The 24954-nt window shown below is 34.0% G+C and carries 30 protein-coding genes; 12 read left to right on the top strand and 18 right to left on the bottom strand.

Annotated features, from left to right (window positions below; translation table 11 throughout):
• Window positions 1-2: 2 nt before the first annotated feature.
• The 7 genes from ACZZ9T_RS01915 to pdxA all read right to left on the bottom strand — a co-directional run bounded on the left by ACZZ9T_RS01915 (window position 3) and on the right by pdxA (window position 6184).
• Entirely contained in the window at window positions 3-800 is a 798-nt protein-coding gene (locus ACZZ9T_RS01915; RefSeq protein WP_463440690.1) for a glycosyltransferase family 2 protein, read from the bottom strand.
• A gap of 6 nt (window positions 801-806) precedes the next feature.
• Window positions 807-2051, bottom strand: coding sequence for an ornithine--oxo-acid transaminase (gene rocD, locus ACZZ9T_RS01910; protein ID WP_463440689.1), 1245 nt, complete (start codon window positions 2049-2051; stop codon window positions 807-809).
• A gap of 107 nt (window positions 2052-2158) precedes the next feature.
• Window positions 2159-3514 (bottom strand): acetyl-CoA carboxylase biotin carboxylase subunit, encoded by a 1356-nt coding sequence (gene accC, locus ACZZ9T_RS01905; RefSeq protein WP_463429727.1) that lies wholly within the window; start codon window positions 3512-3514, stop codon window positions 2159-2161.
• Between the two features lie 93 nt (window positions 3515-3607).
• On the bottom strand, window positions 3608-4087 hold the full coding sequence (gene accB / locus ACZZ9T_RS01900; RefSeq protein ID WP_463429726.1) for an acetyl-CoA carboxylase biotin carboxyl carrier protein: 480 nt from the start codon (window positions 4085-4087) through the stop codon (window positions 3608-3610).
• A gap of 124 nt (window positions 4088-4211) precedes the next feature.
• Window positions 4212-4418: a 50S ribosomal protein L32 gene (gene rpmF / locus ACZZ9T_RS01895; RefSeq protein WP_463429725.1), complete on the bottom strand. Its 207-nt coding sequence runs from the start codon at window positions 4416-4418 to the stop codon at window positions 4212-4214.
• 69 nt (window positions 4419-4487) lie between these two features.
• Window positions 4488-5009 carry a YceD family protein gene (locus ACZZ9T_RS01890; RefSeq protein ID WP_463440688.1) on the bottom strand — a complete coding sequence of 174 codons (522 nt, stop codon included), beginning with the start codon at window positions 5007-5009 and terminating at the stop codon, window positions 4488-4490.
• Between the two features lie 83 nt (window positions 5010-5092).
• Window positions 5093-6184 (bottom strand): 4-hydroxythreonine-4-phosphate dehydrogenase PdxA, encoded by a 1092-nt coding sequence (gene pdxA, locus ACZZ9T_RS01885; RefSeq protein ID WP_463440687.1) that lies wholly within the window; start codon window positions 6182-6184, stop codon window positions 5093-5095.
• A 49-nt stretch (window positions 6185-6233) separates the two neighbouring features.
• On the opposite strand from pdxA, the gene ACZZ9T_RS01880 reads away from it, so the two are divergent.
• The 5 genes from ACZZ9T_RS01880 to ACZZ9T_RS01860 are packed head-to-tail and all read left to right on the top strand — an operon-like array spanning window position 6234 to window position 8969.
• A complete protein-coding gene (locus ACZZ9T_RS01880) occupies window positions 6234-6830 on the top strand; it encodes a riboflavin synthase (RefSeq protein ID WP_463440686.1) in 597 nt (198 codons plus the stop codon).
• Window positions 6820-7221 (top strand): hypothetical protein, encoded by a 402-nt coding sequence (locus ACZZ9T_RS01875; protein WP_463440685.1) that lies wholly within the window; start codon window positions 6820-6822, stop codon window positions 7219-7221. The genes ACZZ9T_RS01880 and ACZZ9T_RS01875 overlap by 11 nt, the downstream gene beginning before the upstream one ends.
• Window positions 7178-8032, top strand: a complete 855-nt coding sequence (locus ACZZ9T_RS01870) for a histidine kinase dimerization/phospho-acceptor domain-containing protein (RefSeq protein WP_463440684.1) — start codon at window positions 7178-7180, stop codon at window positions 8030-8032. Before ACZZ9T_RS01875 ends, ACZZ9T_RS01870 begins: the two co-directional genes overlap by 44 nt.
• Window positions 7969-8274: a sensor histidine kinase gene (locus tag ACZZ9T_RS01865; RefSeq protein WP_463442971.1), complete on the top strand. Its 306-nt coding sequence runs from the start codon at window positions 7969-7971 to the stop codon at window positions 8272-8274. Before ACZZ9T_RS01870 ends, ACZZ9T_RS01865 begins: the two co-directional genes overlap by 64 nt.
• Window positions 8274-8969, top strand: coding sequence for a tRNA1(Val) (adenine(37)-N6)-methyltransferase (locus ACZZ9T_RS01860; RefSeq protein ID WP_463440683.1), 696 nt, complete (start codon window positions 8274-8276; stop codon window positions 8967-8969). Before ACZZ9T_RS01865 ends, ACZZ9T_RS01860 begins: the two co-directional genes overlap by 1 nt.
• A gap of 2 nt (window positions 8970-8971) precedes the next feature.
• Here ACZZ9T_RS01860 and ACZZ9T_RS01855 read toward each other — a convergent pair whose 3' ends face one another.
• Entirely contained in the window at window positions 8972-9682 is a 711-nt protein-coding gene (locus ACZZ9T_RS01855; protein ID WP_463429719.1) for a cell division ATP-binding protein FtsE, read from the bottom strand.
• Window positions 9683-9838: 156 nt separating this feature from the next.
• Window positions 9839-9997: a 50S ribosomal protein L34 gene (gene rpmH, locus ACZZ9T_RS01850; RefSeq protein WP_034755721.1), complete on the bottom strand. Its 159-nt coding sequence runs from the start codon at window positions 9995-9997 to the stop codon at window positions 9839-9841.
• Between the two features lie 187 nt (window positions 9998-10184).
• Between rpmH and ACZZ9T_RS01845 the strand changes: the two genes are divergently transcribed.
• Complete coding sequence (locus tag ACZZ9T_RS01845; protein ID WP_463440682.1) at window positions 10185-11189, top strand: DHH family phosphoesterase; 1005 nt, start codon at window positions 10185-10187, stop codon at window positions 11187-11189.
• 33 nt (window positions 11190-11222) lie between these two features.
• On the opposite strand, the gene ACZZ9T_RS01840 is transcribed toward ACZZ9T_RS01845, so the two are convergent.
• The 7 genes from ACZZ9T_RS01840 to tilS form a co-directional block, all read right to left on the bottom strand.
• Window positions 11223-12014 carry a patatin-like phospholipase family protein gene (locus ACZZ9T_RS01840; protein WP_463440681.1) on the bottom strand — a complete coding sequence of 264 codons (792 nt, stop codon included), beginning with the start codon at window positions 12012-12014 and terminating at the stop codon, window positions 11223-11225.
• 46 nt (window positions 12015-12060) lie between these two features.
• Complete coding sequence (locus ACZZ9T_RS01835) at window positions 12061-12882, bottom strand: hypothetical protein (protein ID WP_463440680.1); 822 nt, start codon at window positions 12880-12882, stop codon at window positions 12061-12063.
• 10 nt (window positions 12883-12892) lie between these two features.
• Complete coding sequence (locus tag ACZZ9T_RS01830) at window positions 12893-13675, bottom strand: alpha/beta fold hydrolase (RefSeq protein ID WP_463440679.1); 783 nt, start codon at window positions 13673-13675, stop codon at window positions 12893-12895.
• Window positions 13676-13684: 9 nt separating this feature from the next.
• A complete protein-coding gene (locus tag ACZZ9T_RS01825; protein WP_463440678.1) occupies window positions 13685-14200 on the bottom strand; it encodes a hypothetical protein in 516 nt (171 codons plus the stop codon).
• A gap of 66 nt (window positions 14201-14266) precedes the next feature.
• Window positions 14267-14797 carry an ExbD/TolR family protein gene (locus ACZZ9T_RS01820; protein ID WP_463440677.1) on the bottom strand — a complete coding sequence of 177 codons (531 nt, stop codon included), beginning with the start codon at window positions 14795-14797 and terminating at the stop codon, window positions 14267-14269.
• 239 nt (window positions 14798-15036) lie between these two features.
• Window positions 15037-17100 carry a protein-disulfide reductase DsbD family protein gene (locus ACZZ9T_RS01815; RefSeq protein WP_463442970.1) on the bottom strand — a complete coding sequence of 688 codons (2064 nt, stop codon included), beginning with the start codon at window positions 17098-17100 and terminating at the stop codon, window positions 15037-15039.
• A 1-nt stretch (window position 17101) separates the two neighbouring features.
• A complete protein-coding gene (gene tilS / locus ACZZ9T_RS01810; RefSeq protein WP_463440676.1) occupies window positions 17102-18418 on the bottom strand; it encodes a tRNA lysidine(34) synthetase TilS in 1317 nt (438 codons plus the stop codon).
• Between the two features lie 86 nt (window positions 18419-18504).
• Between tilS and ACZZ9T_RS01805 the strand changes: the two genes are divergently transcribed.
• From ACZZ9T_RS01805 to ACZZ9T_RS01785, 5 genes are all read left to right on the top strand, one after another.
• Complete coding sequence (locus tag ACZZ9T_RS01805; protein WP_463429713.1) at window positions 18505-19338, top strand: OmpA family protein; 834 nt, start codon at window positions 18505-18507, stop codon at window positions 19336-19338.
• A 331-nt stretch (window positions 19339-19669) separates the two neighbouring features.
• Entirely contained in the window at window positions 19670-20317 is a 648-nt protein-coding gene (locus tag ACZZ9T_RS01800) for an O-methyltransferase (RefSeq protein WP_463440675.1), read from the top strand.
• Between the two features lie 83 nt (window positions 20318-20400).
• Window positions 20401-21117, top strand: coding sequence for a C40 family peptidase (locus tag ACZZ9T_RS01795; protein WP_463440674.1), 717 nt, complete (start codon window positions 20401-20403; stop codon window positions 21115-21117).
• A 2-nt stretch (window positions 21118-21119) separates the two neighbouring features.
• The gene (locus ACZZ9T_RS01790) at window positions 21120-21587 is read left to right on the top strand and encodes a DUF1648 domain-containing protein (RefSeq protein WP_463440673.1); all 468 of its coding nucleotides are present in this window, start codon (window positions 21120-21122) and stop codon (window positions 21585-21587) included.
• A gap of 3 nt (window positions 21588-21590) precedes the next feature.
• Window positions 21591-22829 (top strand): 3-deoxy-D-manno-octulosonic acid transferase, encoded by a 1239-nt coding sequence (locus tag ACZZ9T_RS01785; protein ID WP_463440672.1) that lies wholly within the window; start codon window positions 21591-21593, stop codon window positions 22827-22829.
• On the opposite strand, the gene ACZZ9T_RS01780 is transcribed toward ACZZ9T_RS01785, so the two are convergent.
• Both ACZZ9T_RS01780 and ACZZ9T_RS01775 read right to left on the bottom strand, forming a co-directional pair.
• A complete protein-coding gene (locus tag ACZZ9T_RS01780) occupies window positions 22821-23447 on the bottom strand; it encodes a deoxyuridine 5'-triphosphate nucleotidohydrolase (protein WP_463440671.1) in 627 nt (208 codons plus the stop codon). The two genes, ACZZ9T_RS01785 and ACZZ9T_RS01780, sit on opposite strands and share 9 nt — an antisense overlap.
• Window positions 23447-24199: a glycosyltransferase family 2 protein gene (locus tag ACZZ9T_RS01775; RefSeq protein WP_463440670.1), complete on the bottom strand. Its 753-nt coding sequence runs from the start codon at window positions 24197-24199 to the stop codon at window positions 23447-23449. Before ACZZ9T_RS01775 ends, ACZZ9T_RS01780 begins: the two co-directional genes overlap by 1 nt.
• 146 nt (window positions 24200-24345) lie before the next feature.
• On the opposite strand from ACZZ9T_RS01775, the gene ACZZ9T_RS01770 reads away from it, so the two are divergent.
• Complete coding sequence (locus tag ACZZ9T_RS01770; RefSeq protein ID WP_463429706.1) at window positions 24346-24819, top strand: lipocalin family protein; 474 nt, start codon at window positions 24346-24348, stop codon at window positions 24817-24819.
• Window positions 24820-24954 lie beyond the last annotated feature (135 nt).

The following is a 24954-nucleotide window of genomic DNA, read 5'->3' as shown; positions in this document are numbered from 1 at the left end:
TTCTAAAGATATTTATTGATGCCATTTTCGCACCACTTTACACCATTTTTTTTAGTGTTTTCAAAAATAAGCTCATTTTTTTTTAAGTTTTCTTTTTGATTGATTGGATGATGAATATGAAATACTAAACCACCCAGCTTCAGAAATCTTTTTTCTTTTCCAGCATTCAAAAGGCGTGCAACAAATTCTTTATCTTCCGGACCCCAGCCTTTAAAATCTTCATTATAACCATTCACTTCAATAGCGTCTTTCTTCCAAAAAGCCATATTACATCCATGAATTTCCCAACGCTCATCACCACTGTTTTTATAATTTGATTCAAATTTCCTCCATAATAAAGGTATTCTGAACGAACTGAAAAAATTGGTAATTCCCTTTGCAAAAGGATTAATGCCAATTTTTTTATTATTTAATTTTTTTTTGGATAAAACGGGGTCTATGTATATTCGGCTTGCTCTTACAAATGAGTTAGGCTTTACAAAATCTCTGTGATCTGCTATAAAATAAGGATGAAGAATCAAATCTCCGTCTATTTGTACAATATAATCTCCTTTAGCTATGGCTATAGCTTTATTTCTGATTTTAGCGAGTTCAAAGCCTTGATCTTCATGCCAGATATAGATAATGGGGATTTTTGATAATTTCTTATACCGTTCAACAACATGCTTTGTGGAAGATGTAGAACCATCATCGGCAATTAAAATTTCTAATGGCTGTACCTTTTGATTTAGCACACTTTTTAGACATAAGTCTAAAGCCTCCGGCCAATTGTATGTTGAAATTAAAAGTGAAATTTTCATAATGCATTAATACTCTAAAACTGTTTTCTCTATTATTCTCACACAATCCAATAACTGCTCTTCTGTAATTACCAATGGCGGAGCTAATCTGATGATATTTCCGTGGGTTGGTTTTGCTAATAATCCGTTTTCTTTTAATTTTAAACAAAGATTCCAGGCAGTTGAACTCTCTGGTTTATCGTTAATTAAAATGGCATTTAACAAACCTTTTCCTCTTACTTTGGTAATCAGATCAGACTTTTCAATCACTTTTTCAATTTCAGATCTGAATAATTGACCAAGCTCTTCCGCTCTTTCCGAAAGATTTTCTTCTTCTACAACATCTAAAGCGGCAATGGCAACTGCACAAGCAATAGGGTTTCCTCCGAAAGTTGAGCCGTGCTGTCCAGGTTTAATTACGTTCATGATTTCGTCATTCGCCAAAACTGCAGAAACAGGATACATTCCTCCTGAAAGTGCTTTTCCTAAAATAAGAATATCGGGTTGTACATTTTCGTGATGACAAGCAATTAAACGACCAGTTCTTGCAATTCCTGTTTGAACTTCGTCAGCAATGAAAAGAACATTGTATTTTTTACACAATTCTGAAGCATTTTTCAGAAAATTGTCATCCGGAACATACACTCCGGCTTCTCCCTGAATGGGTTCAACCAAAAATGCAGCAATATTTTGAGCATCATTTTTCAGAACCTCTTCTAAAGCAGAAAGATTATTATAAGGGATTTTTACAAATCCGGGGGTAAAAGGACCATAATTTTTGTTGGCATCTGGATCATTCGAGAAAGAAACAATTGTCGTGGTTCTTCCATGGAAATTATTTTCACAAACAACAATCTTTGCTGCGTTTTCTGAAATTCCTTTGACTTCATAACTCCATTTTCTGGCTAATTTTACTGCAGTTTCTACCGCTTCAGCTCCTGAGTTCATCGGCAAAACTTTATCAAAACCGAAAAGTGTCGTGATTTTTTTCTCGTATTCTCCTAAACTGGAATTGTAAAATGCTCTTGACGTTAAAGCTAATTTTTTAGCTTGATTTACCAAAGCTTCCACGATTTTCGGATGAGAATGTCCTTGATTAACAGCGGAATAAGCCGAAAGAAAGTCATAATATTTTTTACCTTCAACATCCCAAACAAAAACACCTTCACCTTTATCTAAAACCACAGGAAGCGGATGATAATTGTGTGCGCCATGTTTTTCTTCGAGTTCAATGAAATACTGTGAATTCTTGGTTTGTTCTGCTGTTGACATATTGTTTTTGCTTTTTGACAAAGTTAATAATTTAATATGAGAAAGGCGAATGCGAAAAAAACTGCCCCAAATTGAGGCAGTTTTGAAATTATTTTAAAAAACTAATTTTAGTGATTATCATATTTCTTATCCATTACAAAACTTTCCATGAATTTTGTAGTGTAGTTTCCTGAAAGATAAGCTTCGTCTTCCATCAACTGTCTGTGGAAAGGAATAGTAGTTTTCACACCTTCTACATAGAATTCTTCCAAAGCACGCTTCATTTTTGCAATCGCTTCTTCACGGGTTTGTGCTGTAGTAATCAATTTAGCAATCATTGAGTCGTAGTTAGAAGGAATAGTGTATCCGGAATAAACGTGAGTGTCAACTCTGATTCCGTGACCGCCAGGAATATTTAATCCTGTGATTTTCCCCGGAGAAGGTCTGAAATCAGCATAAGGATCTTCCGCATTGATCCTGCACTCAATTGAATGTAATTTTGGATAATGGTTGATTCCTGAAATTGGAGTTCCTGCTGCCAAAAGAATTTGTTCTCTAATCAGATCATAATCAATTACCTGCTCAGTAATCGGGTGTTCCACCTGAATTCTGGTGTTCATTTCCATGAAGTAGAAATTTCTGTGCTTATCAACAAGGAATTCAATGGTTCCCACACCTTCGTAACCGATAAATTCTGCTGCTTTTACCGCTGCATCACCCATTTTCTCACGAAGTTCGTCAGTCATGAAAGGAGAAGGCGTTTCTTCAGTCAATTTTTGATTTCTTCTTTGTACAGAACAGTCTCTTTCAGAAAGGTGACAGGCTTTACCATATTGGTCACCTGCAACCTGAATTTCGATATGTCTTGGTTCTTCAATCAGTTTTTCCATATACATACCACCGTTTCCGAAGGCTGCAACCGCTTCCTGAATTGCAGATTCCCAGTGTTCTTTAAGATCTTCAGCTTTCCAAACGGCTCTCATTCCTTTACCACCGCCACCGGCAGTCGCTTTGATCATGACAGGATATCCTGTTTCTTCAGCCGTTTTTACTGCATGTTCGTAAGATTCTATTAATCCTTCAGAACCAGGTACACAAGGTACATTTGCAGCTTTCATGGTCGCTTTAGCATTCGCTTTGTCTCCCATTCTCTCGATTTGTTCAGGACTTGCACCAATAAATTTGATACCGTTTTTCTGACAGATTCTTGAGAAGTTTGCGTTTTCAGACAAGAAACCGTAACCTGGGTGAATTGCGTCAGCATTAGTGATTTCTGCCGCAGCTATAATGTTTGGAATTCTCAGGTAAGAATCTTTGCTCATTGGCGGACCGATACAAACGGCTTCGTCAGCAAATCTTACATGAAGACTGTCTTTATCGGCAGTAGAGTATACCGCAACAGTTTTGATTCCCATTTCTTTACAAGTACGTAAAATACGCATTGCAATTTCGCCACGATTGGCAATTAATATTTTTTTGAACATCTCTCTGAAATTTTAAATTTTAAATTCTGAATTTTAAATTATTTTAAATGAAGCAATTTTCATCTAAAATTATAATCTTTCATCTAAAATTCCTTAAGATGGATCTACTAAGAATAATGGTTGGTCATATTCTACCGGAGTAGCATCATCCACTAAAATTTTAACAATTTTACCGCTTATCTCAGATTCGATTTGGTTGAATAATTTCATCGCTTCGATTACGCAAACTACTTTTCCGTTAGAAACTTCGTCACCTACATTGATGAAAACATCTTTATCCGGAGAAGGTTTTCTGTAGAAAGTTCCGATCATTGGAGACTTAATAGTAACATATTTACTATCTTCAGAAACCGCTTCAGTTTTTTCTGATGGAGAAACTGCTGCAGGAGCATGACCCGGAGCTGCTTGCTGAGGAGCCTGCTGATACATTGCAGGTTGAGCAACATAGCTTACCTCGTTACCTCCAAGTGGTGTTTTAATAGTAATTTCGAAATCTTTGGTCTTGTATTTAACTTCTGAAACTTCAGCTTTAGATACAAACTTAATAAGATTCTGTATGTCTTTAATGTCCATAAAATTGATATTTGATTTGTCGTCAAAGATACCAAAAAAACATAAAAAGCAACAAAAAACCACTCATTTTTATTAAAATTGAGTGGTTTTTGTATTAAATAGAGGTTTTTAAACTAAAAATCTCTTAATCTTCTTCTGTAGTAGTTTCTACTGTTTTTTCCAATACTACCTTTCCTCTGTAGTATAATTTCCCTTCATGCCAGTGCGCTCTGTGGTACAAGTGCATTTCTCCTGTAGTTGCATCTTTTGCCAATTGAGGAACTACTGCTTTGTAATGAGTTCTTCTCTTATCTCTTCTTGTAGACGACTGTCTTCTCTTTGGATGTGCCATTTTGTAATAACTTTTTTAATTTGATGAGCGATGAGATCTTTGCATCATCTCATCATATTATTATTATTTTTAATTTTTATCTTTTAATTTCTTCAAAGCTTCCCATCTCGGGTCAACTTCCTGTTCTTTTTCCTCAATTTCTTTCGGACTGAATTTTTCAAGAATTGCCAAATCTTCATCACTTATATTAGGTGATATTTTTTTCATGGGTATTGACAGTGCTACATTTTCATAAATCAAATGTGCTACGTTGAACGCATGATCGTTAGTGAGAATGGTAACTACATCTTCCTCGCTTTCATCATATGCTTCCCCGAATTTTACTAAAATACCGATTTGGTTTTCAATGGTGTGTTCAAAACTGTCGTTTGTAATATCACAAACGAGTTCTACCTTTCCATCTACTTTGACTTCAAATTCTAAAAATGTAGTGTGCTTATTTAAAAAAACTTCTACATCTATCTTAGGATTTGTAAATTCCTGTTCAGTTTCGAATAATTGAAAGAACTCTTTATCTATCTCAAACCTGAACTCGTGCTTACCGATTTTCAGTCCGGAAAAGCTTATATCGTAGTTTCTTAACTTGTCCATAAAATGAGTGTGCAAAAATATGCAATTATTTTAATATTACAAATAAAATGTATAACAAAATTGATTTTAATTGAGTTTGCAATTTATATTTCACTTTCTACAGGAAGATCTTCGTCAATCCCGTTATCTGAAGGCATTCTTCTTGGTTGAAGTCTGTTGCTCATCATTTCTTTGTAATCGCTTCTGTTTTTAAATATTTTAATCGCCATGAAAATCGCTTCTGTAAAGCTCTGCTCATCAGCAATATTTTTTCCTGCAATATCATACGCCACACCATGATCCGGTGAAGTTCTGATAAAAGGAAGTCCTGCTGTATAATTTACCCCTTCTTCGTAAGCCAAAGTTTTAAATGGAGCCAAACCCTGGTCGTGATACATTGCTAAAACCGCATCGAAGCTTTTATATTTGCTCGGTTGGAAGAAGCTGTCTGCTGGAAATGGTCCGAAAGCCAGAATTCCCTGATCTGAAAGTTCTTTGATGGCTGGTGAAATGATTTCAATTTCTTCATTTCCAATCACACCGCCGTCGCCGGAATGCGGATTTAAACCTAAAACCGCAATTTTTGGTTTTGAAATAGAGAAATCTTCAATCAAAGTTTGGTTCAGTGCTTTAATTTGTTTTTTTATTTTTTCTTTAGAAATATTTTCTGCAACCTGAGAGATCGGGATGTGATGTGTAGATACGGCAACCTTTAAACCATCTGTTACCAAAAACATCAAACCTTTTTTGTTGAATTTTTCTTCCAGATAACCGGTGTGACCTGCGTGTTTGAAACCCATTTTCACCATTTCATCTTTATTAATCGGTGCAGTAACCAAAACATCAATTTCCCCTTTCATCAAAGCTTCTGTTGCGGCTTCTAAAGAGTCGATCGCCATTTTGGTAGATTCTTCTGTTGGTTTGCCTAATTCTACGTTAGAACTATCTTTCACCAAGTTAAGCATATTAAGCTTTCCGTTTTGAGCCTGTGAAGTTTCTGTGATATAATTGAAATTCAGATTGAGTTTAAAAATATTCTTCTGGTAAGTGAATAATTTTCCTGAGCCGAAAATAATTGGGGTAAAGAAGTCTGTGATGGTTTTGTCTTTCAGAGATTTCATGATGATTTCCGGGCCGATGCCGTTGAAGTCACCAATTGAAATTCCTACTCGTACTTTATGGTTTTTTGGGCTCATTTTGATTATCTTTGAAGATTATAATTTTACAAATTTAGCAAAAAATAATATGTTCACAGGAATTATTGAAGCGGTAGGAGTTATTGAAAAAATTGAAGAAAACGGCAGCAATATTAATTTTACTCTAAGCTGCCCCTTTACCCATGAATTAAAGATCGATCAGAGTCTTGCTCACAATGGCTGTTGTCTTACGGTAATTGAGATTTCCGAAAGTCAATATGTTGTTACTGCGATCAATGAGACTTTAGAAAAAACCAATCTTGGAAAGTGGGAAGTGGGAAGTATCGTAAATCTTGAACGTTGTATGATGATGACCGGAAGGCTTGACGGGCACATTGTTCAGGGGCATGTAGACCAAACTGGTGAGATAATTGATATTGAAAACAAAGATGGCAGCTATTTTGTTACTGTACAGTATAATTCAGAAAGTGGTTTTGTGACGGTTCCGCAAGGTTCAATTACAATGAATGGAATTAGTCTTACTGTTGCCAAAAGCGGAGATTTTCAGTTTTCTGTTGCTATAATCCCTTATACTTGGGAATATACCAATATGAGAAATGTGAAAACAGGAGATAAAGTTAACCTTGAATTTGATATTGTAGGTAAATACATCGCTAAATTAATTAACAAACAGAATGTCGTTTAATAAATATAAAGGATATAGTTTAAGAAACCGCGTTTTTTTTGGTTTTCTACTCGTATGTCTTTTAAGTGTTGCAGCTTCTTCGTTAGTCCCATATTTTGTTTTGAGAAATAATTCTCTACAGCAGAGTAAGATCGATATGCAGGAGAAAACCAACGCTGTGATGAGATTCTTAGATTATGCAGTGAGTCTTTCTACCACGCAGACTAAAGATCTTCCTGTGGTTTTAAAAAATAAAATTTTTGAAATCGCAGACATCAATCAGCACGATATTATTATTTATGATTTGAAAGGCAATTATTTACTTTCAAATAAAGATCCTAATCTAGTTGATAAGAAAAAAATTCCTGTTGATATTCTCAATAAACTGCTTTCTACCGAAAGCCAGATATGATGTGAGAGGTTATGATGCTTCTAAGGATGCTGTTTTTACATCTTCGTATTTGCTGCTCAAAAACAATATGCTGGAGCCCATCGGCTTGATTTACATTCCTTTATATCACAATGAATCTGCTTATCTTGATGTACTTCATAAATACGTAGTTTATATCCTGATTGTTGATATTATTTTAATTGCGTTCAGCGTTTGGCTGAGTTGGGTGACTTCTGTCAATCTTGCAAAAAATATTACTAAATTTTCCGACATGATTACAAGGATTACGCTTTTCGAAAATGAAATGCGTCCTATAAAATATTATAAAAATGATGAGCTTAATGCTTTGGCAAGAGCTTATAACAGAATGATTCTTCAGATTCAGGATCAAAGAGAAAGACTCCGCTTCAAGGCATCCGAAGAAGCGTGGCGCGAAATGGCAAAACAGGTTGCGCATGAGGTGAAAAATCCTTTGACACCCATGAAATTAACTATTCAGAATTTCGAGAGAAAATTTGATCCTAATGATCCCAATATCACTGAAAAGGTAAAAAAATTAAGCAAAACAATGGTGGATCAGATTGATTTAATCGCAACGGTAGCCTCAGCTTTTTCAGAATTTGCTAAGCTTCCGGAAAAAAATAATGAAGTCATCAATCTTAATACAGAAATTGATGATATTCTCAGAGTTTTCAATGATGATCAGATATTTGTTCATTCAAATAAAGCCAATGTAATGGTGAATATGGATAGAATTTACCTTTCAGAATCATCACCAATCTTATCACCAATGCAAAACAGGCACAAAGTGAAGATCGGGATCTTCTGGTAAATGTAGATATCGAGCAGCATCAGAGAAAAGTTAATATTTCAATACAGGATAACGGAGTAGGGATTGCTGAGAATATGTATGAAAGAATCTTCGAGCCTAATTTTACTTCAAAAAACAGCGGGATGGGATTAGGTTTATCTATGGTCAGAAAAATGGTGGAAGATTATAAAGGGCAAATAACAGTAAAATCTGAAGTCGGAAAAGGTTCTACATTCACGATTACGCTCCCAACCAATCTCTAGTGAAGCCATTTAAATTTAAACAGTTCGAAATTCAACAGTCTGCCGATGTTTTCCGTGTAGGAACAGATGGTCTATTACTGGGTGCTTTGGCAAATGTTGATTTTGCTGAAAATGCTTTAGAAATCGGAACCGGTACAGGATTAATGTCTTTAATGCTTGCCCAAAGAAATTCACAGGTAAAAATTTTGGGTCTTGATATTAATCAAGAAGCGGTAAATGTTACAAAACTCAATTTTCAGCACTCAATTTTTCATTTAAGATTAAACAATACTCTTCAGGATTTTAAAACATTTAAAAGTGATAAAAAGTTTGATTTAATTGTTTCAAATCCACCTTATTTTGAAGAAAACCATTCCGGAAAAGATGTTATAGCAAGACAAACTATTGAACTGAATTTCCAGCAATTAATTTCAAAATCGTCAAAATTACTTTCAGAAAACGGAATTTTTTCTGTGATTATACCTTTAGAAGTTGGAGAAGATTTTATAGAGATTGCAAAAGAAAATCAATTGTTTATAAGTCGGAAAATCAACATTTACGGAATTAAAAATTCAAAAATAAAAAGGCTGATTTTAGAATTTTCTCTTCATGAAAAAATTTTAGACCAATCTGATTTTGTGATAGAAAAAAGTCCGAGAAAATACTCAGACCAATATCTTGAACTCACCAAAGAATTTCATGTTTTTAAAACATAATTTTATTCAAATAATTCTGCGGTATCCAATACGGAAACTTTCCCGTCTTCACATCTGATAGCTTCTCCCGGGAAGTTTTGAATCATATGGTAATCATGCGTTGCCATCACCACGGCAGCTCCGTTTTCTGCAGCAACCTGTTTTAGTAAAGTCATGATTTCGTTAGATGTTTCCGGATCCAGGTTTCCTGTCGGCTCATCAGCTAAGATCAGATCAGGATGATTCAATAATGCTCTTGCAATGGCAATACGCTGTTGCTCGCCTCCGGAAAGTTCGTGTGGCATTTTATGCTTTTTACCTTTCATGTTTACACTGGAAAGTACTTCATTGATGCGCTCATCCATTTTTACTTTGTCTTTCCATCCGGTAGCTTCCAAAACGAATTTTAAGTTTTTTTCGACCGTTCTGTCAGATAGTAATTGGAAATCCTGAAAAACAATTCCCAGTTTTCTTCTCAAATTTGGAACCTCTGATGCTTTCATTTTTGCCAGATCAAAACCAACAACTTCACCATGTCCTGCAACCAAAGGAATATGTCCGTATAAAGTTTTCAGAAGCGAACTTTTACCGGAACCGGTTTTCCCGATAAGGTAGCAGAATCTGCCTTTCTTTATATTAAGATTAACATCGGTAAGCACAGTGAAATTTTTCTGAGTAATTTTTGCGTGCTGAAGATTAATAATATTGTCTCCGGTAATATGTGTGTGTGGCATAAATTCAATTTTTAAAGGCTTTTTCCAAAAATAAATTTCAGAAATTAAAAATAGAAAAAAGATGGTTTACAAACCTAAAAATTAGGAAAATTTAACAACAAAAAATGCCTGAAAAAACTTATTTTCAAGCATAATCTGTATATTGTAAAGTGAGAATTATCTCTTAGCTCTTGCAGAACTGATCGATAGACTTTTTCTACCTTTAGCTCTTCTCGCTGCCAATACTCTTCTTCCGTTTGGCGTAGACATTCTTTCTCTGAAACCGTGCTTGTTTCTTTTCTTTCTTTCTGATGGCTGGAACGTTCTTTTACTCATTACTATATATTTTAGTCGTAATTATCTATTAATTTTCAGGTTGCAAATATATGTATATTTTTATTAAGTGCAAATATATTCTTGAATTATTTAATGAAATATTATGGAACTGAAATAGAAGGTAAGCAGACTTTTTACAGATTCATCATAATAAAAACTTTATCTTTGGAAACTCAAATTTAAAGAAATGTTTACACCTGCCGAACTTTTAGAAATCAATCAGCTGCTTATCCCGGAAAATAAAATCGTAATTCTTACCCATTACAATCCGGATGGTGATGCTATTGGCTCAAGTTTAGGCTTAAAACATTACTTACGTGCCAAAGGAATTGAAGCTGAAGTAGTAACCCCGAATGATTTCCCGAAATTTCTGAAATGGATGCCTGAAGCAAAGAAAAATATCATCGGAGAATACAAAAGAAAAGTAGCTTTTGATCTTATTAATGATGCAGATGTGATTTTTTGTTTAGATTTTAATTCTCCAGCAAGAATTGGGCTTTTAGGAGATTGGTTAATGAGAGCAAAGGCTAAAAAAATTCTTATTGATCACCATCAGCAGCCGGAAGATTTTGATTTTGTATATTCCGACACCATTATTCCCGCAACCTGCCAAATGATTTATCATTTTATTGAAGCGATGGATGATGAAGATCTGGTGAATAAAGAGATTGCCGAATGTCTCTACACAGGAATTATGACAGATACCGGTGGTTTCCGTTTCCGTTCTACAAGTGCAGCAACGCATAGAATTGTAGCTAATTTAATTGAAAAAGGAGCTGATCCTTCCATCATCACATCAAATACCTGGGATACAAATACCGTCTCTCGTTTACACTTACTGGCTTTGGTTCTAGGACGAATTGAAGTTGTGAATGACGGTACAGTCGCTATTTTGTCTTTGACGAGAAAAGAGCTTCAGGAATACGGCTTCCAGAAAGGCGACACCGAAGGTTTTGTCAATTATGGACTAAGCATTGTAGGAGTAAGAATGTCTGCTTTCTTTTTGGAAGATTTGTATGAAGATTTTATTAAAATTTCTTTCAGAAGTAAAGATGATGTAGACGTAAATCAATTCTCAAGAAAATATTTTAACGGTGGAGGTCACATCAACGCAGCCGGAGGAAAATCTATGCAATCTTTACCAGATACGATTGAGACATTTAAATCGAAATTGGCTGAGGAAAATCTGTAGTTAATTCTCAGTTCATTATTGGTAACTCGATACTTATAATTTTCTATATCCTTTTTTCTCAAGCTCTTTACACGTGTATTCATAAACCTCAGAGAACATATCATCCAGAGATTTTTTGTTGAATAAACTAAACTTGGTCATTTTTGGGGGATCTAAAAATATATCACAAGATTTAGCTTTAGAATAAACAGATTTGGCAATCGCCAAGTGAAGAATACGGTCAAATTCTTTCATCAGACTCATGTTTTCAAGTGCGTCATAGCTGATGGAATTCACATGAGAACCAATCAGGAAGTCACATTTATCAATAATAGGTTCGATGGGCAAATTGTCTAAAACACCACCGTCCACATACACTTTTTCGCCCATTCTTACAGGTGGCAACACAAACGGAACACTCGATGATGCCAAAAGTGGCCCGAATAACTCGCCTTCCGAAAAAAAGTCTACAATGCCATGCGTCATTTCTGTTGCAGCAACGTATACCGGAATTTTTAATACTTTAAAATCATCTTGAGGAAAATGATCCGTCAGTAATTTGAGAATAAATTTAGAACTAAAAATTCCGTTCTTGGAAAGTTTTAAATAAGATCGTGAGAAAAAAGTCGTTTTTTTTACGATTTTCATCATTTCATCGGGAGATGTTCCGATAGAGTAGAATGCTGCAACAATAGAACCGGCACTGGTCCCGGAGATGATGTCAGGTTTCAGATTGTATTCCTCAAGAGCCTTGAGAACGGCAATATGGGCAATACCCCGCATTCCGCCGCCGGATAAAGTGAGACCGATAATTGGTTTCTTTTTTTTGAAAGAGAATAATCCCATTGAAAATTTTGAACTGTACTAAGTTAACGGTATTTTGCAGAATAAATTACGGTTCATCGCATTCCGAATCAATTTTTATAAAAAGCGAACTAAACTCATTATTCATCTTCATATCATGCGATGGTCTTTGGATATCGGCATTGGCGCAGTTTCCCCATCCAAACGTAATTAAGTCTATTGTTGCGTAATCTTTCCAGTCAGAGGAATGAAGATGGTTTTCAAATTCATTGATAATTCTCTGGGGGTCGCCGTTTCTTTTACTCATTTCTTCACGCAGTTTTCTCCATGCAACAATCATTTCTGCGTCATTTGAATTTAAAGCTTTTGCGAAATTTCTGCAATTTCCTGTAAATGGATTATTGATTAAAACGGAAGGGTCAGAATAGCTTTCGATCTGAAGTTTTTTCTTTTCATAATCCCGACGGAGCTCTTCATCATATTGTTTTTTAATATTTTGCCAATACGGAATATTTACAGTTTTTAAATTTTCAAGAATCTTTTTTCCCGATGCAAAATCTTTGTCTAATTTGGTTAAAATTAAATCTTTGTCACGTCGTACTTCTTCCAGATCATTGATGTTAAAAACAGAAGGTGTGCTGAGTGAGATGCCGGCATTCTGAAACCAGAGTTTATAAGTTCCTTCCAGTTCTTCACGAGAATATTGATTAGTGTCATAATATCCTTTACTTTCACAAAGTTCCGTTACAAAAGCGAAAATTTGGGTTGCAGTTGGCTTTGATGCTAAAGAATCTTTCGCAGGTTGTTCAATGATAATTGCAGGGTCTTCTTGTTTTGTATTAGAAATTGAAGTTTCTTTTTTGCAACTGACCAACGAAATTAACAAGACTGAAAATGTCCAAATTCTCATAAATGATTTTTTACAAAAGAAATTTTTTCGGTAGATGATGAAGTAATTCTGTGTTGATGATTGCAGCGCAAATGCTTGGTTTTTCCCAGTGACCGTTGTGTCCACAATCCACAATATACGATTTTAGGTTAGTTCGGTCGGGAAGGTTGTTGATGGTTTTATCCGTTTTTACAGCATTGTCATGCTTCCCGGCAATCACTAAGATTTTGGCTTCCAGATTTTCAAGAACGTGCTTTTTATCCGTTCTTTCTACCATTCCTTTTACACAGGCCAAAGCTCCAAGATGATTGGTAGAGAGCGCAACTTCCAAAGCTGTTTCTATTTTTCCTTCTAGAAGATCTCTTTCGTTTTGATTGAATAAATTCGGGACTCCTGCTCTTGCATAGTGTGGAAATGCATCTTTGATAATTCTGTAGCTTTTTACGCGTTGCTCTTTTTTTTCATCGTCGTCAGCAAAATAAGTTGAGAAAAAAAGAGTTAAACTTTTCAGGCTATCAGGAAATTTTTCAGCAAACGCTAAGGAAGTGTATCCTCCCATTGAATGACCGAGAAGATGGAATTTCTCTAAATTTTCATGATCCACAACTTTTTTTACTTCATCAGCCATCAATTCCATAGTGTGAACTTCTGCTAAAATATCAGATTTTCCGTGACCGGGAAGATCGATTTTCAATAGGGTGAAATCTTTGGAAAGATGCGTTTCCATATCACTCCAGATGCTGAGGTTTTCCATAAAACCGTGAAGCAGCACTAAAGTTTCTTTTCCGTTACCTTTCTTTTCAAAGTAGAGCATGGTTTAGATTTAAAAATGAATATCAATATAGTCAACAAAACCCGAACCGTTTACCATATCCTGAAGTCTGTAAGTTTTTCCTCCGTCTTTTGACATGAATGTTTTCGTGCCTTTTCTGGTATAAGTTTTTCCATTTTCGTTTTCAGAAATGCTTTGAGTGATTTCACCTGTAAAGTTGATGTGTTTAGCAGAAACAACTTGTGTGAAACCTTTTATGACAACAGAATTTTTGCCAGATTTAATATTTCCTGATAAAGTATAATGATCTCTTTCACCATCAATTTTTGAGAAATTTACAGATCCTGAGATTTTAGAAGAAGCATCGTTTTGGTAGGTAAATTTGTGGTTTCCGCTGAAATCTTTGAACCGGTTTTTACTGTTTAAAGATTTTATGCTGTCATTAATTTTTGTCCGTTGAGCGTTAACTGAGTCTGCAATTTTTGTGCTGTCTGTTTTCTGAGAATCTTTTTTTGAGCATGAAAATGTGAGAATTCCTGCGATGGCTAAGATCAGAGTTTTTTTCATGAAGTTTATAAGTTTATGGTTTCAAATTTAAATAAAAAAAAGAGCATTATAAAAATGCTCTTCACTTTATTTTACGATTTCCTCGTAAACTTTGTGTTCCCACGGTTTGAGATCTGTTATTCCGTATCGTTCTTTTTTTGAGATTGCAATATTATCGAGTATATCAACAAAGTTTTTATAATTGGCTTCATCAGTTGGTTTTACAATGATGGTAAATTTGTCTTTCTTCGGAGCTTTTTCATAGGCTTCGGAAATGATTTTTGAAATTTTTACGCCACTAAAATCCGTTTCGTTCAAATTGTTTTTTGTAAGTCCTTGCTCGCTGCTTTGATGATAAAAAACGCGGTTATCTTCACCTAAAATAAAAGTAACCTGATTTCTTTCATCAATTACTATATCTTTTATAGATGTCGGGTTTGGGTCTTTCGCAGGCAAACCAAGATCCATCATATTAGGTTTTGTAAAATTGGTCGTAAACATAAAAAAGGTAATCAATAAAAACCCTAAATCCACCATAGGAGTCATGTCAACTTTTATGAGTTTTTTTCTCTGTCTGGATTTTTTTCCTTTCTCGTCTTGTGCAATTATTTCAGCCATGATTCAATAGTTTTTGAATTAAATAATTGATTTTTTAAGAAATGTATTCTTCATTACAGGTTTTCTAACAAATTCTATACCCTAATTAGTAAATCGGCAATAAATATTATTTAAAATTAAATGTTTTGCATAGAAGTGCGTGATTAATTTGTATAACAATAAGCTTTGGGAAATTTAATATTATATAAAAAAATAAGCTCACAACTTTCGAAGTGAGCTTAAAATTATTCAAAAAAATCTTATTTGTTCTGTTTAAAATAATTGACACCGCATTCTAAGAATTTCTTGAAATCTTCTTTCTGCATATAACCGGAAACCGGTGTGTTGATTACTTTTCCGTCTGGAGTTACCAAAACATAATGAGGCTGAGAATTATTATTAAAATTCACCTGTTGAAATAAACTCCATCGATCACCGATTGTTTTTACTTTTTTTACTTGTCCTCCACCCAAATCAATCTTTGTTTTTTGGTCTTCGGGAAGTTCTTCTTTATCATCAACATACAATGAAGCTAACACAATATCATTCTGAAGAATCGGTAAAATATCCGGTTCGCTCCAGACAAATTCTTCCATTTTACGGCAGTTTTCACAACCATAACCTGTGAAGTCAACCAAAATGGGCTTGTTTTCTTTTTTAGCTAGTTCAATGGCATTAAAGAAATCATGTTCAGGCTTCATTCCTAAAATTCCGTCTTTTTCGTCATGGAGATAGCTCACATTCAATGGAGGTAAAATTCCGCTTAATAATTGAAGTTTTGGTCTGTCCGCAGGAATTAATCCCTGAATTAGATAAATCACAAAACCAATTCCCAAAGCTCCAAGAATCTTTCTTGTAATTGAAATTTTTGGTTTTTTATCATCGTGCGGAAATCTGATCAATCCGAATAAATATAAGGCTAAACCTATCGCAATCACAATCCAGATCGCAATGAAAAGTTCTCTTTTAATTAAAAATGTTTTTGAAACTAAATCTGCCTTTGATAAAAATTTTAAAGCCAAAGCCAATTCTACAAAACCTAAAACCACCTTCACTGTATTCATCCATCCTCCTGATTTTGGAAGACTCTGTAAAGCTTGAGGGAATAATGCTAAAAGCCCAAAAACAATTGCCCACGCAAACCCGAAACCTGCCAAAGCAAATGTCAACAACATAGGAACATTGGTAGAACCTGTCACTGCACTTCCCAATAAACTTCCTAAGATCGGACCTGTACATGAGAATGAAACTATCACTAAAGTCAGTGCCATGAAGAAAATTCCAATAATTCCTCCTGCTTCTTCGGCTTTTGAAGATTTGTTGGCAATTGAGCTTGGCAAAGTGATGTCGTAATATCCGAAGAAACTGCCTGCGAAGAAAATGAAAATGATAAAGAATACCACATTCAGCCAAACGCTTGTTGAAATTTCGTTGAAAATATTCCCTGCAATCCCATCAATCAAATGGAATGGAAGACTTAACAATACAAAAATGATTAGAATGAAGAAGCCATAAATCATTGCATCTCTCTTTCCTTTTGCTTTGTTTTTATTTCCTTTTGTAAAGAACGAAACCGTCAAAGGAATCATCGGGAAAACGCATGGGGTAAGTAAAGCGATCAATCCACCAATGAATCCCAGGAACAGATAGGTCCAATAATTTTCAGACGCTTCAATTGTTTTAGTTCCACAATCCGTCAAAGGTTTTTTGAAATCTATGGTGGAAATTTTAAGTTGTTTCGGATCAAGTTTAGAAGTTTCTGTAACAGTGATTTCTCCTTTTGCAGGATTCTCAAGTACGGTTTCTGTTGTTTTTACAGAGTCTTTTATTTCTTCAGTTGGTACAACAGCATCCTCTGAAACTCCTTTTGGAGTAATTTTTTGATTAAATTCTAAAGTATTCGGAGCAAGACAAACTCTGTCATCACAAGTCTGATACGTGATTTCAGCAATGACTTCTCCGGGTTTTGTACCGTCTTTTAATTTAAATTTCTGTTTAAAACCTGCAGAATTTGAATAGTAAATAATCGTTCCGCCAAAAGCTTCAGAAAATTCTTCGTGCTTTTTACCGACCTCCTGAAATTTACCGATCAATTCTATGTTTTTTCCCGAAACCACATATTCTGTGGGAATTCCGGTATCTTCAGGAATATCTCTTGAATAAATATGCCAACCGCTTTCTAAAGTTGCATTCAGTACGGCTTCGTATTGGTTGTTGCCCAATTCATTAACCGTGAATTTGAATTTTACAGGATTTTTGATTTGTGCATTGATTCCCGTAAATAAGAACAGGAGAATGAGTAAAAACCAGTTTTTGAATTTCATTTTACTTTTCATTAAAAATTGTGAGAATACTTTTAGTTCTCTCATCTTTTGCGTAGCGTTTATCTTGTCTGAAAGGAATAATGCCTAAAACACTATTGTTTCCGTCTGTCAAAAGCCAAATTTTTTGCTTGGCTAAAATAGACAATTTTTCGTCCTTAAAAAACTTCGAAACTTTCTTTTTCCCCGAAAAACCAATCGGATAAAAAACGTCTCCTCCCTGTTTTCGTCTTAGTTTCAACGGAAAGGTAATTTTTTCAGCATCAAAACTCCATTGAAATGTTTTATTGATTTCTTCAATAGCCGAAATGGTGTCTGAAATGTTGATTTCAACCCTGTTTTGATTCAAATCAAATGTTTGGGTTAAAGTAATTTCTTCCTGATTTTTTTTTTCTTGATTTAATAGATTGAAAATCAATTCATTTCGATTGATGACAAGTTGGAAGTCTTTTGAGAAAAATGAACTTCCGGTTGTAGCTTTGAAGATTTTTGTTATTTCTTTTTCTTCATCGAAACCATATTTTTTTAAGATTTCAAATTTTACAAAATCACTTTCAAGATTCAGTTTATTTTTATCTAAAATTTTATTTTCATTGTTCGAAATAGTAATTCTGTTTTCAATTTCTTCAATCTGTTGCAGGATAAAATCTTTGGTTTGATTTAAATAAGACAATGACTTCTTAAAGTTTTCGAGGAAATGATCGTTTGTTTCTAAAAGTTTCGGAACAATTTGATTTCTGATTTTATTTCTTAAATAATCATTTTTTGTATTAGAAAGATCTTCACGATATTCAATCTGATTTTCTTTTGCGAAATCATAAATTTCATCTTTAGAAAAATGTAAAAGCGGACGGATAATATTATTGTCATTCGAGGGGATTCCGCTCAAACCTTTAATTCCGGAAGCTTTAGATAAATGAATGATGAAAGTTTCCAGCTGATCGTTCAGGTGATGTGCAGTAACTAGAAATTCAAGATTTTCTCTTTCCTGAATCTGTTTAAAAAAATGATAGCGAAGTTCTCTCGCCCAAAGCTGAATAGAATTTACAGGTTTATCATCTTTTTCTGAAACTTCATATAAATGAAATTTAATATCATTATTCTCGCAAAAATTTTCTACTACTTTTTGATCTGCGTCAGAGTCTTTTCCACGAAGCTTATAATTCACGTGTGCAATCTGAAAATTTAAATCTAAAGCCTTAAAAATGAAAGCCAAAACCATAGAATCTGCACCTCCGCTGACGGCTAAAAGAAAGGTCTTATTTTTATAAAACCCAATGAGATTTCCGAGTTGTTTTTCGAAGCTTGATTTATCCAGCATGAGGCTTAGAATTTCTTTTGTACAAAGATAAACCATATAATTAAAATGAATTTTCCTAAATTTGGACGTCTAAAAAAAGATTATTTATGAAGATTATTAAAATTTTAGCAGTTTCTGCAATGGTGTTGGGTGTAACATCTTGTGTAAGTAAAAAACAGTATGATGCATTGAGTGGCAACTACAAACAGTGTATCGAAAATATTGGCGAAAGACAGAGAGAAATTCAGGATCTGAAAGGTCAGAATTCTACATTAACGGCGGAAAATAACTTATTAAAAAGCCAGCACGATGCTTTGAAATCATCTTTGGATGCCTGTCTTTCTAATACAGGAAAAAGTTCTGCAAACATTGATAAGTTGGTGGGAGAGATCAATTCTTCTAACATGTATATCAAACAGCTTATTTCTTCTAATGCGAAAAATGACAGTTTAAATTTAGCATTGTCAAACAAATTGAAAAGATCATTGGATAACGTAACCGACGATGATGTTCAGGTAAAAGTTCTGAAAGGTGTTGTAATGATTTCACTTTCGGATAAAATGCTGTATAAAGTTGGAGATTACAATGTGCTTCCAGCGGCTCAGGAAGTTTTGGGTAAAGTAGCAAAAGTAATCAACGATTATGATAAATACTCAGTATTGATTGAAGGTAACACAGATAATTCTCCTCTAAGTTCAGCAAATTTACCAAGAGATAATTGGGATCTTTCTGCGTTAAGAGGAACATCGGTTGCAAAAGTATTACAAAGTCAGTTTGGTGTTGACCCGGCAAGAATTACTGCTGGTGGACGTTCAGAATACAATCCGAAAGCCACAAACATGAGTGTTTCCGGAAGAGCGGAAAACAGAAGAACAGAAATCATCATAATGCCAAAACTTGATGAGTTTATGAAACTTATGGATATTACTCCTAAGAAGTAATTGTCTAAAGAATAGTATAAAAAAGTCCCGATAAAAATTTTTATCGGGACTTTTTAAATAACATCTTCTTTTTTTAGTTTTAAGAAGATTCTTTCCAAAAAAGATAGGCGTTCTCTTTTGAGAAGTGTTTTTGTGTTCGAAGGGTTTAATTGTTTCATTAAATTTTTAGGATCCTTCATTTTAAATAAATTTTTTTTCACCATAACAGTGAAAATATCTTTCTGCAAATCTACCACTCTAAATGATTAAAAAACATCCGTATTTTTACGGATATTTTCGTGATAACGGATGTATTTTATTTACGTAAATTTGAATTGTAAAAATCATTGATATGAGCTTTTTTGAAGAAGAAAACGCTGAAATGGATAGGTATCTGGAAAATCATGCTTCCGCAGAGCCTGAAATCCTAAGGAACCTGAGAAGAGAAACTTTCCAAAAAACGACTCAGCCCCATATGATCTCTGGTTATCAGCAGGGAAGATTGTTGACGATTATTTCAAAAATTCTGCAACCGAAAAATGTTTTAGAAATAGGAACTTTTACCGGTTATGCTGCACTTTGCCTATCAGAAGGTTTAACAAAAGATGGAAGGCTTACTACTTTGGATGTAAATGAAGATTTAGCGTATTTACCCAAAAAATATTTTGCGGAAAGTAAGTTTTCTGATCAGATCCATTTTAAACTTCAGGATGCAAAAGAATTTTTAAAAGAGACTGATGAAATTTTTGATTTGATTTTTATTGATGCAGATAAAGAAAATTACGCAGAATATTTCAGATTAATTAAACCCAAAACAAAATCTGGCTCAGTGGTGATGTTTGACAACGTGCTTTGGTACGGGAAAGTTTTAGAAGAACAACCAAAACAAAAATCTACACAGGTGATCAAAGAGCTTAATGATTTGGTAGCGAAAGATGAAGATTTTGAAAATCTTATTTTACCTTTGCGTGACGGAGTAAATCTGCTTCGCAGGAAGTAATTAAAAGATTTAAATATTAAATAATTAAAAGATTCGTCACTCTAATTTTTAATTTTTAAATCATTAATCTTTAATATGAATACATGGATAAAGGAATTTGTGTTGTGACAGTAGCGCCAGTGCGCGCAGAAAATTCTGACAAAGCAGAAATTGTTACAGAAATCTTGTTTGGAGAAAGTGCAGATATTTTGGAAGTCAATAAAAACTGGACCAAAATAAAAATGCATTACGACGGTTATGAAGGCTGGATGGATACCAAACAGATCAAACACGTAACGGAAGAATATCTGGCAAACAGAAAAGTAACACTGATTACAGAAGATTTTTCTTCAATAATGACCAATGACGGACGTACCTTGCTTTCTATGGGTTCTGAAGTTGAATATCCTGCCGTGGCATCTCGCAGAAGTCATGATTTGCGTGAAAGTATTGCTTTGACTGCCAAAGAATTTCGAAATGTTCCTTATTTATGGGGTGGAAAAAGTTTTTTTGCGGTTGATTGTTCCGGTTTTGTGCAGTTGGTTTACAAAATTCATAACGTAAAGATGCCCCGAGATACTTATCAGCAGGCAGAAGTGGGTGATGTTTTAAGTTTTGTGGAAGAAAGTCAGCCCGGCGATCTTGCGTTTTTCGAAAATTCTGAAGGTAAAATTATTCACGTAGGAATTATGCTTGAAAATCAGAAAATCATTCATGCTTCAGGAAAAGTGAGGATTGATACGTTGGATTCTACCGGGATTTTCAATAAAGAAATGAATAAACATACCCATAAACTGAGAGTTATTAAAAGTGTTTTGTAGCGATGGAAAATATAATATTTTTAGCTTTCGATATTCTTAATTTTGCTTTACTAACTTTATTATGGTGGATTACTCTTAAGAATTATAAAATTTTACCAGCAGTTATTCCAACTCATTTCGATTTTGAAGGAAAAGCAGATCGTTTTGGAAATAAAAAGTTTGCTTATTTAATGCCTGTATTTGGCGCTGTTGCTTATCTTGGATTTTTAATGGTATTGAATTATCCTGAATCCGTCAACTTTCCTGTAGAAATTACAGATCAAAATAAAGACAATCAGATTTCAATCATGATGTTCTTCATGAAATGGCTGTTAACACTTGTTCTGATAATTTTTTTAAATAATCAAGATTACATGATGAGATACAGCTTTAATAAAAACGCCAAAACACGAATTCCATTTTGGTTACCATTGGTTTTAATTTTCCTGAGTCTTATCACTACAATAATTTTAGCATCAGTTTTTAAATAAATAATGAGTAAAATTTACAACATATTTATTTATCTTCTCATCTTCGGGATGAAAGTTTTCTCAATATTTAATGATAAAACTAAAAAAGGCGTTGAAGGTAGAAAACTTTCTTTAGATATCATTAAATCTGCCTTCTCAAAAGATGATAAGGTTATCTGGATGCATGCTGCGAGCTTGGGTGAGTACGAACAGGGTTTACCTGTTTTGGAAAAGCTCAAAAATCAGTTTCCCAATCATAAAATTCTGGTGACTTTCTTTTCTCCGTCAGGTTTTGATAATGTTGTTAAAAAGAAAAATATTGCTGATGCCATCTGCTATTTGCCCTTTGATACAAAAACAAATGTAAAGGTATTTATCTCTCAGATGAATATTGAACTATTTTTTACGGTGAAGTATGATTATTGGTATAATCTCCTTGAAGAATTGAAAAAAAATAAGGTAAAAACATTTGTAATTTCCGCTTTATTTTACGAAAATCAGTCGTTCTTCACCTCGTATGGAAAATGGTTTGCGCAACAACTTAAAAAAAATGTAGACTGGTTTTTTCATCAGACAAAACACTCTTACATTTTGGCTAAAAGCATCGGGCTGCAAAACGCATCGGTAACTGGTGATACAAGATTTGACCGTGTAAAGCATCTGAAAAACCGCAATAATCATGTAGATTTTATCGAAGAATTTATTGCAGATAAAAAGACTATTGTCTTTGGAAGTTCGTGGCAGGCTGAAGAGAAAATTGCACAAATGATTTCTAAAAAAAATCAACATGTAAAATTGATTCTTGCGCCACACGACTTAAAAAGAGTAGAAAAATTAAAAGAAATCTTCCCAAATGCATTTCTTTACAGCAATATAAAAAACGCTCAAACCCCCAATTCCTCAATTCCTCAAACTTTGATTATCGACAGTATCGGTTTGCTTTCAAAACTTTATTCTTATGCGAATATTGCAGTCGTTGGCGGTGGGTTTCATGATTCAGGATTGCATAATATTCTTGAGGCAGCGACATTCGGAGTTCCTGTTGTTTTTGGAAATCAATATGTAAAAAATCCAGAAGCAGATCACTTAATCCAATCTGAAGGCGGAAAATCTTTTGAGGATGAAAATGAAGCTGTAGAATTTATTCTTAATCTTTTAAACAATGAAGAAGAATTAAAAATAATGTCTGAAAATGCAGGAAATTTTGTTGCCCGTCAACCGAATTCTTCGGAATTAATCATCAAGAAAATTTTGTCATTTTAGAAATCCCTGGCTTTTAATATCTTTTACAATCAAGTCTAAATGATCAGGAATTTTTTCGATCGTCAACCAATTAAAATCAAAACTATTGTTGATGCAAAGTTTTTCCAAATATCTGTTTTCATGAATTTTAGATTCTATACTTTCCAAAATTTCACTCAGTTCCATCCAGTAGTCTTCATCAATCTTTTTTATCGAAATAATTGCTTTCAGAAGTTTGTTGATCAGATAAATATAAAGCTTGTAAATATTATCAAACCTCTGATGATTCAATTGATCATTGCTTTCTAAAATTTTATCGACAAGAAATAATTGCAGGGAAATATCTCCGAATTTATCCGTCGTAATTTTCACATGCTCTGTAATTTCTGCACTTATTTTTCTGATCAGAACTAAAAAATATTTAGGATTTCCAATATATTTTTCTGCCAAAAGAATTCTTTCTTCAATATGTTCTTCCATCTTAGCTCTTTTCTGATCGGTTGTTTCGGTATCAATCAGTTCAAAGTAAAGTTTTTTAGACAGCAATTTATCTTTCCTCAACAGACGAAAAATAAGACGGTCTTTTTCTATCGCCGAAAAATTGCTCAGTGCTGCTTTGAATTCCTTTGAATACTCCATTAGTTAAATATTTTTGAATACTTTAAAAAACCGTTAAAAGCCCAATTAGCGGTGTAATACAAAGATTTGGCGGTAGAAAATTTCATAAAATCTTTATAGACCAGATATTGATCTTTAATAATGTTTTGTTTTTTTCGTGAGACACTGGTTGCATGCATTCTGTATTTTGCCAAAGTCTTTGGAAGCGGTTTTCCGGAAGGAATTTTTTTGAGCAAATTTAACCACATCACATGATCTTCTCGTTTGCTTCCTTCCGGGAAATATTCTACACCCACTCGTTTGGAGTCATACATAGATGAGAGTAAAGACAAGCGACAGGTTTTCAGTAAATTATCAAACGTAACTTCTTTATCTGCTTTGAAATCTTCGATTTTCGGAATCAAATTTTCATCACACCTCGAATAAGTAGAGTAGACCATCTCCGCATTTTCTTTTTTCATAAAACCAATCATTTCATCAAGGAAATTAGATTCCCAAAAGTCATCTGCATCTAAAAATGTAATAAATCTTCCGGTTGCGTTTTTTAACGAAATATTTCTTGCATGCCCTGCTCCCCCATTTTTTTCTGCCATCAACAGTTTTATTCTGGGATCGTTGATTTTCTGAATAATTTCTACAGAATTATCAGTTGATCTGTCATCCGTAATCAGCCATTCCCAATCTGCAAAAGTCTGACTTTGCACAGATCTGATCGTTTCTTCTAAAAATTTTGAAGAATTGTAGCACGGCGTGATGATGGAAACTTCAGGCATTCAGTATTTTTTGCAAATATAAGGCTTTGAAAATGGTCTTTAAAAGCAGTATTTCTATAAAAATGTAAATTATGATTCCAAAATTCAAAAAAAATAGTGGAATTTTAATAAAAAATCATAATTTTATGCCTTGAAAAATTTGATCTATGAAGAAATTAGCATTAATATTTGCAGGTTTATCATTAATGGTTGCAACTACAGCATGTAACGATGACGAAGTGGCTGTACAAGAGTTTCCCATCGTAGGAACCTGGAAGCCGGTAGCTGAAGTGAGAACTGAGGTTGATCTAGACGGTGTTGGGTTTTCTGATGAAATTACCTACACAACTTGTCAGCAAGAATCTCGTTGGGTATTTAATGAAAATAATTCAGGTAAAAGAACAGACAAAAATGAAGCTGGAAATCCTCTAGTATGTTCTGTCACCAGCGAACGTAACTTTAGCTATGTTTATAATAAAACTGAGAAAAATTTTGAAATCAAATATCAGGGAACAGTAGTTACTGAAAAAGGAAAAATCGTTGATTTGAATGCAGAAACTTTGAACTTGAAGATTGAAGACACTACAGATCCTACAGTTTACAAGGCGAGAACCTATACTTTTAAAAGAATAGCTCAATAATAGCAAAATTCAGAAATATAAATACAGATCTCATCTTCGGATGAGATTTTTTGTTTACAACATATGTGTAATATAATTGAAAATTAAATTTCCATTTCTTTTAAAATCATTATTTTTGTGAATCTAGATAAGGAA

This window comes from Chryseobacterium sp. AC417 (assembly GCF_979258215.1).
This window is presented reverse-complemented; position numbering and strand designations above follow the sequence as displayed.